Source organism: Pseudomonas sp. M20, from assembly GCF_045037865.1.
Taxonomy (GTDB): Bacteria; Pseudomonadota; Gammaproteobacteria; order Pseudomonadales; family Pseudomonadaceae; genus Aquipseudomonas.
Genome location: NZ_CP173611.1, coordinates 3,309,855 through 3,324,382 on the forward strand (window position 1 = coordinate 3,309,855; position 14,528 = coordinate 3,324,382).

The 14,528-nt window shown below is 52.1% G+C and carries 15 protein-coding genes; 8 read left to right on the forward strand and 7 right to left on the reverse strand.

Features of this window, described 5'->3' with window-relative positions; all coding sequences use genetic code 11:
• Positions 1-59: 59 nt before the first annotated feature.
• From ACI514_RS14685 to ACI514_RS14715, 7 genes are all read left to right on the forward strand, one after another.
• Entirely contained in the window at positions 60-1,187 is a 1,128-nt protein-coding gene (locus ACI514_RS14685) for a tetratricopeptide repeat protein (RefSeq protein ID WP_405124154.1), read from the forward strand.
• A gap of 69 nt (positions 1,188-1,256) precedes the next feature.
• Positions 1,257-2,225: a tetratricopeptide repeat protein gene (locus tag ACI514_RS14690; protein WP_238785250.1), complete on the forward strand. Its 969-nt coding sequence runs from the start codon at positions 1,257-1,259 to the stop codon at positions 2,223-2,225.
• A 17-nt stretch (positions 2,226-2,242) separates the two neighbouring features.
• Positions 2,243-3,220, forward strand: coding sequence for a tetratricopeptide repeat protein (locus tag ACI514_RS14695; protein ID WP_405124155.1), 978 nt, complete (start codon positions 2,243-2,245; stop codon positions 3,218-3,220).
• A 158-nt stretch (positions 3,221-3,378) separates the two neighbouring features.
• Positions 3,379-4,431 (forward strand): DUF6708 domain-containing protein, encoded by a 1,053-nt coding sequence (locus ACI514_RS14700; RefSeq protein ID WP_238785247.1) that lies wholly within the window; start codon positions 3,379-3,381, stop codon positions 4,429-4,431.
• Positions 4,432-4,544: 113 nt separating this feature from the next.
• Positions 4,545-5,594, forward strand: a complete 1,050-nt coding sequence (locus ACI514_RS14705) for a DUF6708 domain-containing protein (RefSeq protein ID WP_238785244.1) — start codon at positions 4,545-4,547, stop codon at positions 5,592-5,594.
• Entirely contained in the window at positions 5,591-5,947 is a 357-nt protein-coding gene (locus ACI514_RS14710) for a hypothetical protein (protein ID WP_405124156.1), read from the forward strand. The genes ACI514_RS14705 and ACI514_RS14710 overlap by 4 nt, the downstream gene beginning before the upstream one ends.
• Before the next feature lie 57 nt (positions 5,948-6,004).
• On the forward strand, positions 6,005-6,559 hold the full coding sequence (locus ACI514_RS14715) for a tetratricopeptide repeat protein (RefSeq protein ID WP_405124157.1): 555 nt from the start codon (positions 6,005-6,007) through the stop codon (positions 6,557-6,559).
• 267 nt (positions 6,560-6,826) lie between these two features.
• Here the strand turns inward: ACI514_RS14715 and ACI514_RS14720 are convergent, their stop codons facing one another.
• Positions 6,827-7,639 carry a VanW family protein gene (locus ACI514_RS14720; protein ID WP_405124158.1) on the reverse strand — a complete coding sequence of 271 codons (813 nt, stop codon included), beginning with the start codon at positions 7,637-7,639 and terminating at the stop codon, positions 6,827-6,829.
• Between the two features lie 224 nt (positions 7,640-7,863).
• Here ACI514_RS14720 and ACI514_RS14725 point away from each other — a divergent pair, with 224 nt between their 5' ends.
• A complete protein-coding gene (locus ACI514_RS14725; RefSeq protein WP_160057260.1) occupies positions 7,864-8,673 on the forward strand; it encodes a glycosyltransferase family 2 protein in 810 nt (269 codons plus the stop codon).
• Between the two features lie 349 nt (positions 8,674-9,022).
• Here ACI514_RS14725 and ACI514_RS14730 read toward each other — a convergent pair whose 3' ends face one another.
• From ACI514_RS14730 to ACI514_RS14755, 6 genes are all read right to left on the reverse strand, one after another.
• Positions 9,023-9,607: a hypothetical protein gene (locus ACI514_RS14730; RefSeq protein WP_405124159.1), complete on the reverse strand. Its 585-nt coding sequence runs from the start codon at positions 9,605-9,607 to the stop codon at positions 9,023-9,025.
• An 85-nt stretch (positions 9,608-9,692) separates the two neighbouring features.
• Positions 9,693-9,890, reverse strand: a complete 198-nt coding sequence (locus ACI514_RS14735; protein ID WP_160057258.1) for a hypothetical protein — start codon at positions 9,888-9,890, stop codon at positions 9,693-9,695.
• A 10-nt stretch (positions 9,891-9,900) separates the two neighbouring features.
• The gene (locus ACI514_RS14740; protein ID WP_160057257.1) at positions 9,901-10,143 is read right to left on the reverse strand and encodes a hypothetical protein; all 243 of its coding nucleotides are present in this window, start codon (positions 10,141-10,143) and stop codon (positions 9,901-9,903) included.
• A gap of 167 nt (positions 10,144-10,310) precedes the next feature.
• Positions 10,311-11,378: a lipocalin-like domain-containing protein gene (locus ACI514_RS14745; protein ID WP_405124160.1), complete on the reverse strand. Its 1,068-nt coding sequence runs from the start codon at positions 11,376-11,378 to the stop codon at positions 10,311-10,313.
• Positions 11,368-13,839, reverse strand: a complete 2,472-nt coding sequence (locus ACI514_RS14750; protein WP_160057255.1) for an FtsX-like permease family protein — start codon at positions 13,837-13,839, stop codon at positions 11,368-11,370. Before ACI514_RS14750 ends, ACI514_RS14745 begins: the two co-directional genes overlap by 11 nt.
• Positions 13,836-14,489, reverse strand: coding sequence for an ABC transporter ATP-binding protein (locus tag ACI514_RS14755; RefSeq protein ID WP_405124161.1), 654 nt, complete (start codon positions 14,487-14,489; stop codon positions 13,836-13,838). The genes ACI514_RS14750 and ACI514_RS14755 overlap by 4 nt, the downstream gene beginning before the upstream one ends.
• Positions 14,490-14,528 lie beyond the last annotated feature (39 nt).

The following is a 14,528-nucleotide window of genomic DNA, read 5'->3' on the forward strand; positions in this document are numbered from 1 at the left end:
GGGCATTTGTAAAACCAACGATCATATAACAAGAAATTAAAATTTTATAGACCCCATCAATGATCAAAAATATCACCTTATTTTTATTGCTCTCGTTAGCACTATCTAACCCAGCTTCCGCCGGAATGACAGCAGCGCAAAAAGAAGCAGGAGAAACGGGAGTTATTCTTTTCAAACAGAGCGACTGGTACGACTCCCAGCCCTTCCTGAACATTGCTGCAGAGGCAGGGGATCGTGACGCACAATATTATTTGGGCGAAGCTATTAGACTCAGTCAGCGCTATATCACTCCAGACGCAAAAAAATGGTATGAGGCCTCAGCTGAGCAAGGTTCTTTATATGCAATGCTCCGCTTAAGCAACAAAAATGATTTGTGCGGAAGTATGGGTACCTGCACAGATAAAAATGGAGTGGACTGGCGAGAGCGTTCACTAACAACGGCTCAAGAACGAGCAAAAAAAGGCGACACAGAAGCAATGACCGTCCTATATACGGCTGGTCAGGGCCTGCCATGGCTTGAGAAAGCGGCCGAAGCAGGTGACAGTTACGCACAACAAATGCTGGCTAGCGCTTACAAAAGCGGTGCCGGGTGGTTTTTGATTCCAGGTAGTCGAAAAAAATCGATTATCAAATGGTTTAAAGCGTCATCGGAAGGTGGTAACCCGAGAGGTATGTTCCTCTATGCGAATTACTTATACGACCATAATGGTAGTAAAGAAGAGATCGCATACTGGGTGAAAAAATCAGCGGAGCACAGCCATATAGATGCAGTTGGCACCTACGCATACAAAATTTCAGATCCGTCCAATGAGCTTGGTTACCCAGAAAATCTGATTGAAGCATACGGTTTGACGCTTTTACTTTCGAAACTGGAAGCAGGAACAGCACCAGAAGATGCAAAGCGTCTGCTCCCGGATTTAGCTAAAAAGATGAACCCTGCAGAAATAACAGCAGGGATTGAGTTTTCGAAAGAATGGAAAAAAATCACCCTCCCTTATCCTATTTTGACCCAATATACGGATACTAGACGATTAAATATTCTTAACAACCCAACCTCCGCTCAATTACATTCAGGGGCAGAACACAGTTTGTCATGTTTTACATATGGCATGCCCCCGATTAAAAATACCATTGACAGATTAGACTTTTTTGCACCAGAGACAAGAATCCATAGCCACCATACTTAATCGAACGTAAACACTGGCCATAATTTCTCTCCATTCAAGTAGTCAAAGCTTTCCATACAGGACGAATCATTGACTAAAATAATATATACCATCATTTTATACTCAATATATTTATTCACTCCAGCTTTCGCACAGCTAACAACACAACAGCTATTAGCAAGAAATTACGGGATTATTCTTTATCAACAAAGTGATTGGTACGATTCACAGCCACTACTGAAAATCGCGGCAGATGCAGGGGATAGTACAGCGCAATATTACCTGGGAGAGGCTATCCGCCTCAGCCACCGCTACACCACCGAAGATGCAAAAAAATGGTATAAATCCGCAGCCAATCAAGGAAATTTGTACGCAATGCTTCGGCTGAGTGCGCATAACTTGTGCAAAGAGATGGAAAGTTGCTTAGGTAAAAACGATGAAGAATGGCGGAGTTATGCGCTGCAGATTGCAAATGAACGCGCCGAGAAAGGCGATACTGAGGCAATGATTTTTTTATTCACCGCTAGCCAAGGTTTGCAATGGTTAGAAAAGGCAGCGACAGCAGGCAGTGGATTTGCTCAAAAAACGCTCGCTGGTAAGTACAAAGATGGTGAGGGTTGGTTCCTTATTCCTGGTAGTCGCGAGAAAGCCGTTGAAAAATGGTTCAAAGCTTCAGCTGACAGCGGTTACCCGCCGGGCATGTACCTATACTCAAATTTTTTATATGAAAATAATGCGCGCAAAGAAGATGTAGGATATTGGCTAAAAAAAGCGGCTGAGTCAGGTCATATTGATGCTGCTGGTGGATATGCCCTCACTGTCGCGCATCTCCCTGACAGTTACGGATTCCCTTTTGACTTGGTAGAAGCCTATGGAATCACCTACCTTATCTCCCATTTGCAAGGCGGTGGCGTAGCCCCTGAGGATGCTCGAAGAAGCCTCTCTGAAATTGCCGAAAAGATGAGTCCTCAAGAAATCGAGGATGGGATTCGCTTTGCCAAAGATTGGGAAAAGACTCACCCACCACTTTCCTACTTTGTTCCGGCTTACGGCTACTGACCTAAGGAAGTTTATCTGTGTCCGCTCTCCGCCCTCTTTTCTTAAGCATCGCCTTGTGGGTTTCCACAACATCAATTTCCAACGCCCAATTAATTGAAAATCAAGCGGTAGCGAAAGAAACTGGCATTATGCTTTACAAGCAAGGTGCATGGACTTCCTCGCAACCGTTTTTACGAACCGCGGCTGAGGCCGGCGATAAAAAATCTCAATATTTTCTAGGTGAGGCGATACGACTGAGTAATCGCTACATGACAGAGGAGGCCAGAAATTGGTACGTAGCTGCGGCAGAGCAAGGTGAACTTTACGCTATGCTACGTCTAAGTAGTAAAAAGGATCCTTGCAATTTACTAGATGACTGCGCGGGGAAAGGTAATGTTGATTGGAGAGAGCAAGCTTTAAAAATTGCCCATGAACGTGCCGACAAAGGTGATACTGAGGCAATGGTTGTGCTGTTTACGGCAAATCAAGGATTGGAATGGCTGGAACGAGCCGCAGAATCGGGTGATAATTTTGCTCAACAGCGGCTCGCTAGTGCTTACCAAAGTGGAGAGGGATGGTTTTTGATCCCTGGGAGTCGCGAGAAAGCAGTTAAAAAATGGTTTAAGGCTTCAGCAGAAGGAGGTTTTCCTCCGGGCATGTATCTGTATGCAAACTATTTATATGAACACAATGGTAGTAAAGAAGAAGTAGGAAGCTGGCTCAAAAAAACAGCTGAATCCGGACATATAAATGCACTAGGGGGTTATGCATTAAATATTGCCCATCTTCCAGATACTTATGGATTTCCTTTAGATCTCGTTAAGGCTTACGGCTTCACCTACTTGATAGCAAGCCTCAAAGGCGGAGCAATCGCACCGGAAGATGCAAGATTGAACCTCCTGGAAATAGCAAAAAAAATGCAACCTGGAGAAATAAAGCTAGGAATATCATTCGCAAAAGAATGGGAAAAATCCCACCCTCCTTTATCGTATTTCCATCCGACATACGGTTACTAGCAAATCCATTGCAAATAGAGAACAACCAACAACACAAAGCGATAGATTTATTTAACAGACACTTCAGCAATTAAATAATCCGTCGCTTTTTCCTTCCAAAACAGCCATTTCTTTCAGAGCCGCCGCAGGAGCAAAGGAAGCAAGCGTGGAGAACCCAAGTGCTTAAAAGTAAGTATGAGCGATTACCCCACGCGGGGGACTTCGAAAAAGAAAATGGACTAGAAATAATATACTTGTCTCCGAAACCGATACCAACCGGGATGCCTGCGATCAGCTCTCGGCAACTACACCGCAATGCCAATAGTACCTTCCTGGACTTTTCTACAGGGCAAGGGAACTTCGAGTTCATGGCGCGAATCGGTATTGGTTCGATAATGTTAATTATTACCTCACTTTTTTTCTTCTCGGCTTTCGCTTCTTGGATCAGAAGATACTCAGAGCCGTTCCTGAGTGCTTGGGCGAGCTTTTTCTTCAACCCCGTGATATGGTTCATAATTCTATCGATTGCTGCACTCTATCTTTATTACTTTATAAAGTTAGCCAATGAACTCTCTTCAAACCCGCCTCTACGTTTTAATCGTGAGCGCCGCGAAGTTGTATACGTAGCTAAAAAGGGAGACAAGCCCAGATATACATCTTGGGAAAGCGTTATAGCCTGCGTATCTTCCGGCAAGCTGATAACACAATATTCTGTGACCCCAGAACACAAGCTAATGATCGGTCTGCGCGAGACGACCAGCGGCGAAGTCCTTTGGAGTGTAATACCATGTGGTAGCTTAAGTCTGGCGCTATCAGAATGGGAAGCTATTAGAGCTTACATGGAGAATGGTATAGACAGCCTCCCAACCAATTATAGCGACGAACTTGAAGAAGGTACTGTCGAGTTTTTCAAATTATGCCGTGAGAGCTATCGCGAAGAACATTCCCTAGTACGTTACATCTGGGGCTTTATCACAATTCAGTTATTTAGTGGTTGGACTTTACCATGCCACATATCCGAATGGATTAACAATCGTCCTAAAGCGCTATTCCCCAAAGAAGTATTAGAGTGGTCAACGCCTCTCCCACTAGCCGATCATGCAAAGCCCAGCAAAGAGCTAGTTGCGGAAACCGAAGAAATCCGCAAGCACTTCGCAAGAGAGAAGACTCTTTTAGATTACTTCAGCGTAAAATTCTCTGATATGGATACAAAATCCGAGACAAATGAATAATTACTACCTAGGACTCTGCGTCGCTGGCATATATGGTGCATTCCTAGTTCCCGTAAGATGCCATATACAACAGAGCAACCGCAAGGGATGCCACACTCTACCGGAACAACTCAATGCCTGCTAAAAAATACGGCCGTTTGCCAAAGGCAGGAGATACCGAAAACAAGTCGGGAATTGACTTCCTTTATCTATCCCCCAAACCGCTCCCAACGGGTACGGCACCGTTTAGCTCAAGGCAACTACATCGTACGAGCAACGAAACCTATTTAGACTTTGCTGTCGGCCGAGGCAACTTTGAGTTTATGGCACGGGCAGGCATTGGTTCGATAGCCTTCATAACACTGTTCTTTCTATTCGTATCTGGCTTTGGCTCTTGGCTTAGAAGGGATATTCAGCCTTTTCTCGCTAGCTGGTTTGATTTTTTTACAAACGCCTTTACCCAAGGATTTATCTGGACTCTTTCTGCTGTTTACCTTTTCATTTTCATGTACGCAGTTCGTCAAGTTAGCGTGCATCCTCCTATTCGTTTCAATCGCCACCGCCGCGAGATAGCATTCATAGCGAGGCGCGGTGACCACCCACGCTATGTACAATGGGAAGACATTATTGTCTGCGTGTCATCAGGGCAACTAATAACTCAACATGCCATGATGCCTGAACATAAATTAATGATTGGGTTACGAGAGACGCTAACCGGTGACGTCCTATGGACCGATATATCAACTGGCAGTTTCAACCTGGCTGTTTCTGAATGGGAGGCGATACGCATATACATGGAGGAAGGACCTAAAACGACTCCAACCCACCACTCCGAGGAACTTGAAGAGGGAAGTATAGAATTCTTCCATTTGTGTCGTCGCAGCTATCGATCCGAACATTCTTTTATACGCTATATTTTTGGTTTTCTAGTAATTCAATTTTTTAGTGGATGGACACTACCTTGCTATATTTCTAACTGGGCAAATGGGAGACCAAAGTCCGGCTTCCCTAAAGCAGTTTTAGAATGGTCAAAGCCACTTCCAGTGGAACAACGAGCGAAACCTAGCAAAGAACTAATCGATGAGACTGCGACAATTCTAAAAGAATTTGCAAAAGGTCGAGATTTATTCAGCTATTTAAAAAACAAAGCCAATGACAAACGGACACAAGGAATGAACCTTTGATTAAGCTTGTACTAATCACACTTCTATCCACCCTTTTCCCCTGCACAGCTTTTGCGCAATTAACCCAAGAGCAGCAGCTAGCAAAAGAAAAAGGTCTAACTTTATATCAGCAAAGCGACTGGTATGATTCTCAACCTTTACTAGAGAGTGCTGCCATAGCCGGGGACGAGACAGCTCAGTATTACCTCGCAGAGGCAATTCGCCTGAGCAACCGATACACAACCGGTGAAGCGAGAAAATGGTATGAAGCAGCAGCGAATCAGGGCCACCTCTACGCAATGTTGAGACTAAGCAGTAAAAACAATATTTGTCTCGATATGAAAGGCTGCGGTGGCAAAGGTGCAGACGAATAGCGTGATCAAGTAATACAAATAGCTCAGGAACGAGCCAAGAACAACGACACTGAAGCGATGACCGTTTTATTCATCACTAGACAAGGCTTTAGTTGGCTGGAGATGGCCGCTGAGGCAGGTGATCCTTTAGCGCAAAATACACTCGCTGGAATCTACGATGACGGAGACGGATGGTTTCTTATTCCGGGTAGCCGCGATAGAACCATTCAAAAGTGGTACAAAGCCTCAGCTGAAGGTGGATATCCCAAGGCAATGTATCTTTATGCCAACTATCTATTCGAACATGATGGCAAGAAAGAAGAAGTTGCTTATTGGCTGAAACAATCGGCCGAAAACGGTTATGCCAGCGCAGTCGGGAATTACGCTCTCAGGTTAGCCCATTTGCCAAACGATCTAGACTATCCAAAAAACATGATTGAGGCTTATGGACTAGCCTATCTGATGTCTAAATTCGAGGGCGGCGGGACAGCAGGTGAAGATGGAAGGATGATACTGCCTGATATAGCTGAAAAAATGACGGAGCAAGAAATCAAGCAAGGCCTTCTATTCGCAGAAGAATGGAAAAAAACGCACCCACCGCTTTCTTATTTCGTCCCTGTTTATGGCTACTGAGATCTCTTGGTAGTTAAAGAAAATCACCGCCCCGGAGCCGGGGCCTGATCCCGGAGCGGGCGAAGCTGCGGCTGGAGCGCTCTACGATCACCGACGGCGAATGGGAACAATGGGGGATAAACCACGTTTTCTTTCTTCTAGAAGTGGTCTCCCCCCGAATGGCCTGCCCCCTTACTCGGTAAACAGCTAACCCGCATAAAAAATCCACGAAAAGCTGAAGAACAACACTTACGTCATCGAAGCTGAAACCCCGCACCCACAATGCATCTACTCAACCAGTTCGCCCGCCACGTCATACTTCACCACGACCCGATTCCGATAAAGCCTCTCCCTTTCCACCAACGCCCCCACCTGCCCTTTTTCCCTGACCTCTCGCCAAATCTCGTTCTCGCGAAACACCCTGCTGCCTTCCCGCACAAACCGGTGTGCCTCCTGGAACACGTGATAGCGATATTCCCTCACCCGATCACACAACAACTCCCCTTCGAGTTGTGTCTCGCCGACGTTCAACTTCAGCTGAAAGCTCCGATCCGTCGGGTTATGCAGCACCAGATCAACGTAGTTGTAGAAAATCGCCGCCCCGGACCCGAACGGCAGCACCCTCCCCTCATCCGGAAACGGGTCGAAGCTGTGGTTGGAGCGTTCGACCACCACCAGCGGCGAATGAATGGCCATCCAGTGAATCAGGTTGCTCAGTTGGCAAATGCCTCCGCCTACCCCGCGTCGAGCCTCGCCGAAGGACAGCTCCATGCCTTCAACGTAGCCACGCTTCAACGTCGGGCGGCCGACGAGGCGGCAGAAGGAGAAGTGTTCGCCGGGGCCGATGATGACGCCGTCGATGGCGGCGACGGCGAGTTTGAGGTTGATGACTTTGTTGTGTTGCAGGGCGAGGTCGGAGTCGCCGAGTTTGCGGATGAGTTTCGAGGTGTGTTTGAGGTAGCGATATGGCAGACGCTCAGCTGCAGCAACGGGGCGTGCGTAGCGTTTGCTGGAACAGTGCCAGGCAATCTGGCGGAACAGTCTTTTTTGCCACACGCGCAGCCAGTACAAGGCCGGGTGGTAAAGGGAAAGTGGTTTCATCCGTGACACAACGGCGTGCGCCGTTTCTTCCTTGAACCGTGAGAGGGGCGCGCATTTTATCCGGTAATGATCGGCAGCACCCCATGCATTTCATAAGACCAGCAGCCTCTCTTCGGCATACATCTACCGTCACATCCGCAAATTAAGGTTCGACTAAGGTTGCCTCGCTACGATCGCGGCAACGAAACCCTGTTGTCTTTGAATCGCAGATGAGTCCTTCCGACATGAAAGCGTTTGATTTACCAGCCCAGCCAGCGTCGAATTTCAGCCTTGTCTTGGTAAATTACAAAACCCCGGACATCACCCGAATGTGCCTCGAGCTTTTGCGTGAGCATGTCCAGGAACAACGCATTCCTGTGTGGGTGGTGGACAACGATTCGGCGGATGCCAGTCTCGATTACTTGCGTTCGCTCGACTGGATCAACTTGATTGAACGGCCTTCCCCGGGTAAGGAAATCGGCCATATTGCGCACGGCAAGGCGCTGGATCTGGCACTGGAAAAAGTCGACACCGATTACTTGTTCCTGTTGCACACCGACACCTTTGTCTACGACAAAGAAGTGTTCGCCATGATGATGCGTGAATGCACGAAAAACCCGGATATGGCCGCAGTCGGTTGTGTCGAACAACTCAATCGCGGGATTGTGCGTGACACCTGGCGTTTAACTTCGCGTTTCTGCAAGCACTATGTTCGTAAAGCAAAAGTGCGTCTTGGCCTGCGTTCGAAAATGCCAAGACCCTACAAAGAAACTCATCTGAAAAGTTTCTGCACATTGTGGAACGCACGTTTGATGAAGTCCCTGGGCTTGCACTTCTGCATGGATGAGCAGGTGCCCGGTTATGCGCTGCAAGATCGCATGAGCAGCCTGGGCTATGGCATCAAGTTTCTGTCGCCACGCAAGATTTTTAGCTATCTGGATCACATTCAGTCAGGAACTGTCGCGGCTGCCGGCACCTACGGGGAAAATCACCGCAGGACAAAAATGTATCAGGCCACGTTGAAGCGCTTTCAAGGGGCAGCTAGACACAGCTGAAGCGCACACCTCGGACTAATTCACAGCAAACAAAAAGGGCGACTATAAAGTCGCCCTTTTTGTTTGCAGAAATTGTATACATCCACTCCGAAGAGGTGTTCGCCCAGTGTAATGGCCTGGCAATCCATGCACCGGTAAAGAGCCCTGACACTGGGCGAACGGGGTGGATTTTAATAGAAGTTGGCGCTTATGTCCTCATTCTTGAATATGAAATTTATGTACGGAAACGTTAATAGATATTTATCGGCGATTCCTTTCATGAAACTTTCAATGAGGTCAAACCACACTAATAGTATGACTACTCTCATACAAAAACTGTACAAGAGCAGTCATCCTGTAGAGTTAAAGCTCAACTTTCGTGTTGACTGGTCACTTTCAAGATATCGGTGTAAGTGACAATAACGCTCTGCCCTTCTTTCAGATCTTTCAGCTTGGCTTGAATTTCAGGCTGTTTCACGTCGAGGACTTTCGATACGCCCGCCGGGGTTTGCAGGGTCACCTGATTTGTTTTCAAATCAATTTTGGTGATTTTCAGTTGCACCTGAACCTGACGGTACGCTTCGCCACCGGGGTTATCGCTGCCCGGAGCCTTACGCAACTCACCGGTACGTTCGGTGGTGCCAGGCAGACCTTTATCCACATCGGTGTCGAGGTAAGCAGCGACGGAACGCTGTACCTGGATGTTGACCTGATCGCCGGCCTTGAGATTGGCGAGGTTTTTCGCCTTGTCGCTGAGCTGAACGTGAACCGGCTTGCCTTCCGCGCCTTCGAGCACAACCTGATGGTTGGCGGCATCGACGGAGATCACTTTGGTGGTGACCTGATCGGCTTCAACTGTGGCAGACAGCGGAATATCGGCAGCCAGTGCGCCGAAGCTGGTGGCGGACAGTACGGTTGCGAGGGTGATGGCCTTGGCCAGTGCGTCGAGCTTCATAAGCGATACCTTCCCTGTGATTAATGGCAGCACTCGCCGCCGAATCGACTTCGGCGACGAGCGTGACACTGAGCATAGACGCAGTTCAGGGCTTGGCTTTGGTTTGTGACGGCGAGGTTTGTTGCTTAGCGATGTCTTGCGCGGTGGATTCGCCACTGGGCGTGCCTTTGCCATTGTTTTCACGCTGTTTCGGGTCGGTGGGCCGTAGGGCGTCGTTGTCACGTTCGGTCTCGCCCGGTGGCCGGGGTTCGTCGGGGTGTTCGCCTTGGGTGATGGGTTTCATGGGGTTGTCCTCAGGCTTCGGGGTCGTCGAGTTCACGGGTGACGTTGATGGCGGGGGAATCCTTATGCAGGTCGTCGGCTTTGCCGCGCAGGATCTGCCATTGCTCAAGATCGATGGCGCCTTGGCCGAGCATATCGTCGGCGATGCGCTGCAGGTCGAAATAATGCGCGTCGGGGGATTGCTGCCAGTAGGTTTCGTCGTCGAACAGGCGCTGCCAAGTGGTCATGTCTGGGGGTTGCAGGTCGTCGCTCATGGCTAATCCTCGGCAGATTTTTCTGTAGAGGACAACACACCAAGCCAAGTTCAAACCGATCCATTGTAGGAGCTGCCGAAGGCTGCGATCTTTTGATTTTGCTTTTAAAAAACAAGATCAAAAGATCGCAGCCTTCGGCAGCTCCTCCAGGGATTCGTGGGTACCTTTCAGTACCCGGTCATTTCCAGATAGCCCTGGCCGGAATGACTGCCGCTGATGTGCACCGGGCCTTCCCAGTAAGGGATGCGCAGGTTCATCCAGGCGTTGGGGTTGAGCGCGTCGAGGCTGATGTCGAGGTGTTTGTCGGGGATTTTGATCGACCATTTCACCGGCATCGCCCGGCCGGCTACTTTAGAGGTTTTTTGCGGGGTGAGCTGAATCTGCGAACTGCGCAGGGTTTGCGTCTGGCCATCGGCGGCTATCCACGTGCCGGTGAGATACGGCGCGCCGTCCTTCTGGCGCATGCGGTACAGCATCACGTGTTCGCCGCTGTCCAGATGCAGGGAAAACCAGTCCCAACCGGTTTGATTTGCGGTCAGCGGCTGGCTGCTCCATTCGCGATCAAGCCATGCCGGGCCGCTGACGGTGTAGCTCTGGCCGTCAATCTGCAACGTGCCGCTGGCCTGAAAAAACGGCTGGCTGTAGTAATACGACGCCTGACCTTCTTCGGATTTCTGACTGAAACCCTTGTCGCCCTGCAACACCAACGGGCGACTTGAGGTGAGGTGCAGTTGATAGGCGAAATTCTTGTCGCGAGCGCTGAGTTGCAGGTCGCTCAGCGGATCCTGCGCCTGACTGGCGAACCGCCAATCATCGATCCACGCCTCGAACGGCGCCAGTTGCACACCCGCCTGCCCCACCCCGCCTCGGGCGTAACGTTCGGCGGCGTGATGCACCGTGCTCGAAGTCACCGCCGCATGCCCCAGCCAGATCGTCTGATCAGCCCATCCGGCCTGCTCCGCCAGCGGTTTCAGCGCACTGCGAAACAGCGTCCACTGCACGCCAAACTCATTGCCCTGCTGATCCTTTAGATTGGCGGTGACGTACCACCACTCAATGCGAAAACCGTCATGCGCCCCGTGATCTGCCGGAAAACTGAACACCCGCCCCGGCACCACCGGCGTAAACGCCAACGCCTGATCGCCCATCCCGGCGAAGCCTTTTTGCTCCGGAGCCGATTGATCGCAACCACCGAGCAGCAACAAAACCAGGAGCACAACGAGGTTAATCCTCATGGGCAAACGTCCTCAGCAGGTCCGCTGGTTGCGTGCGGTACAGCGAGTACAGCGGCCATGCCGAAGCCAGTAACGTCGCCAATAATGCCAACCCCATCAACTGCAGCAATTGCCAAGGAAACACCCGCAACGGCAGCCGCCAGCCAAACGCCTGCACATTGATCACCGCGTCCAGACACCACGCCAGCGCGATTCCCAGCGGCAACGCCAGCACCAGCGTCAGCACCGCCAACAGCCAGGTCTGACCAAGATTGAGCAGCATCAATTGCCGCCGCGTTACGCCCAGCGCCCACAGCGGTGCGAGTTGGCCGAGGCGACTTTGACTCTGGGTCAGCAGGCTGATGAACAGCGCCACGCCCGCCACCGCCAGGGTCAAGCTGTTCAACGCCGCCGTCGCCGCAAAGGTCCGTTCGAAAACCTGCACCGACCAGCCCTTGAGCCGCGCCTGATCGACGATGCGGCTGTCATCCAGTTGAAAGCGCGCCTGCAGGCTATTCAACAACGGCGGAATGTTCTGCGGTTCGATACGCAGATTGAAACGGTTCGGCGTCAGTTGCGGCCAGCCACGCAGCAGGTGATGGATGTTGACCAGCAAGTGCCCCTTGGGATTGCCGTAATCGGCGTAGATGCCGACGATGCGCGGCGTCCACGCACCATTCGGCGCAGGAATCGTCAGTCGATCACCCGCGCGCACCTTCAGTCGACGCGCCAGCTGTTCGCTGAGCATCACCGCATCGTCGGTGGCCAGATGCGCCCATGGGTCGCTGCCACTGACATCGAGCAACGGCCAATGCTGGCGATAATGCGCGTGATCGATAATGCCGAACACCTCCGCCGGCCAGCCCTGCAATGTCACCGCGACCTGCCAGTTGGGCAGCACTGCCGCGACGTTCGGCTGCTGCTTGAGCCAGCTGTACATTTCCCGCGACTGCGCCGGATTGCTCGGATTGATATACAGCTCGGCACTAAGGCGTTGTTCGAGCCAGTCATCGAAGGTCTGGCGAAAACCGGCGGTCATGCTCCCCGCGCCGATGTTGGCGGCAAGCGCCAGGAGCAACGCCATCAGCGCCAGACTCAGTGCTGGCAATTGCTGACGGCAATCGGCGAGAAACCACTGCCCCAGCACCGAGCGACTGCGCCCGAGCAACTGATTCAACAACGCGCTGAGCAACACCGGCAGCGCCAATGCCGCGCCGATCAGCAATCCGGCCATCAAGACAAAACCGCTGGCCAGACTGTCGCCCCAGATCAATGCCACCAACGCAATCAAACCCAACCCTGCCGCCAACCAGCCCTGCCGACGCAACCAACGCGCATATTGCTGATGCCAGGCTTGCGGATCCGCCACGGCCAACAACGGCAAACGGGCGGCGCGCAGCAGACTGTTGGCCCCGGCGAGCAAGGCGCCGAGCAGGCTCAAACCGATGCCGCTGAACCACCACCAAGAACTCAGACGCAACTGCCCCGCCACTTCTGCGCCGTACAAACCGCGCAGGCTGGCGGCGACGTCCGGCAGCAACACACTCGCCAGCCAATAGCCGCTGATCACGCCGAACAATCCGCCGATCAGTGCAAGAACCCCCAACTCAACGATCAAGCAACAGATCAACATCCGCGCGCTGACCCCGCAGGCGCGCAGCGTACGCAGCAGACCGCGCCGTTGCTCAAGAGCCAGGCCAATCGCGGCGTGGACGATGAACAAGCCGACCACGAACGAGAGAAATCCCAACGCATCGAGATTGAGGTGAAAACTCTCGGTCAGTCGCGCCAGATTGTTTTCCTCACCGCTGCTTTTTAGCTGCAACTGACCTTTGAACACGGCAGGCAACTCGGCGTGAAAATCCTTGGGCAGCAACAGCCGCGACAATTGCCCGGGCTGTTCCAACAGGGTTTGTGCGACGCCGATGTCCACCAGCAACACGCCCGGCGCCATTTCCTTCTGCGCGAGCAGCGGTGGCAGTTTCAAGCCATTGAGCGTTTGCGGCGTATCACCTTCGCGCAGATTCAGCGCCTGCAAGGTATCCGGGGAAATCCACGTATTTCCGGGCGGCGTGAAAAACTCGACGACACGCTCGATCGGCAACGCCTGACCGGCCACCGCCGAATCGGCCGGCAGCGACACCGGTTCGATGCCCATCAATTGCAGCCGCTGATTGTCGAAGCCCTTGAGCAGCACCCGACCTTGCAACAGCGGCGACACCGGCCAGCCCTGTCGGCGCAGATCAACGAACCATTGCTGCGCGAACGTCGCGCCATTCGGCGTACCGAGACTGGCCTGCGGTTCGTCGCCGATCAACTGGCTGGCCCGCGCGTAACTATCGCGCGCCTGACTGTTCAGCGCTTCGACGCCGGTGAGCAGACTGGTCGCCAGCCACAACCCGGTCAGCACACTGAAAAACTGCACCGGATGGCGCCGCCAATGGCTGAGCAGAGCACGCAGGGTCTGACGGAAAACGATCACGTCAGCCGCCCACTGGACAACACCACTCGCTGCGCCAGACGCGCCGCGACCCGTTGGCTGTGGGTGACCATCAACAACGTGGTCGGCGTGTCGTCGAGCAATTCCAGCAACAGCCGCAGGACTTCATCACTGGTCGCTTCATCGAGGCTACCGGTGGGTTCATCGGCCAGCAGCAATTTCGGCTGCGACGCCAATGCCCGGCCCAACGCAACGCGCTGCTGCTGGCCACCGGAAAGCTGCTCCGGATAACGCTTGAGCAAATCGCCCAGCCCTAAGCGTTGCACCAGATGCGCCTGCCATCGTGGTTCATGGCGCCCGGCCAGACGCGCCTGAAAGGCCAGATTGTCCTCGACGCGCAGACTGCCGATCAGGTTGAACTGCTGGAACACCAGACCGATTTCCGTTCGCCGCCAATTCGCCAGTTGCGCCTCGTTCATCGCTTCCAATCGATGCTCGCCACTGCGGATGCTGCCGCTGTCGACTTTGTCGAGACCGGCCACCAGGTGCAGCAACGTGCTTTTGCCACTGCCGGATTCGCCCATCAGCGCGAGGCTGCTGCCGGATTCGAGCGACAGGTCGACGCCTTGCAACACCGGCAATGGACCTTGCGGGGTGAGATAGCTTTTGAAGACGTTTTCAACACGAAGCATGCCGCCACCTGATCAGTCAGTGTGGGGCAAGGATAGCGG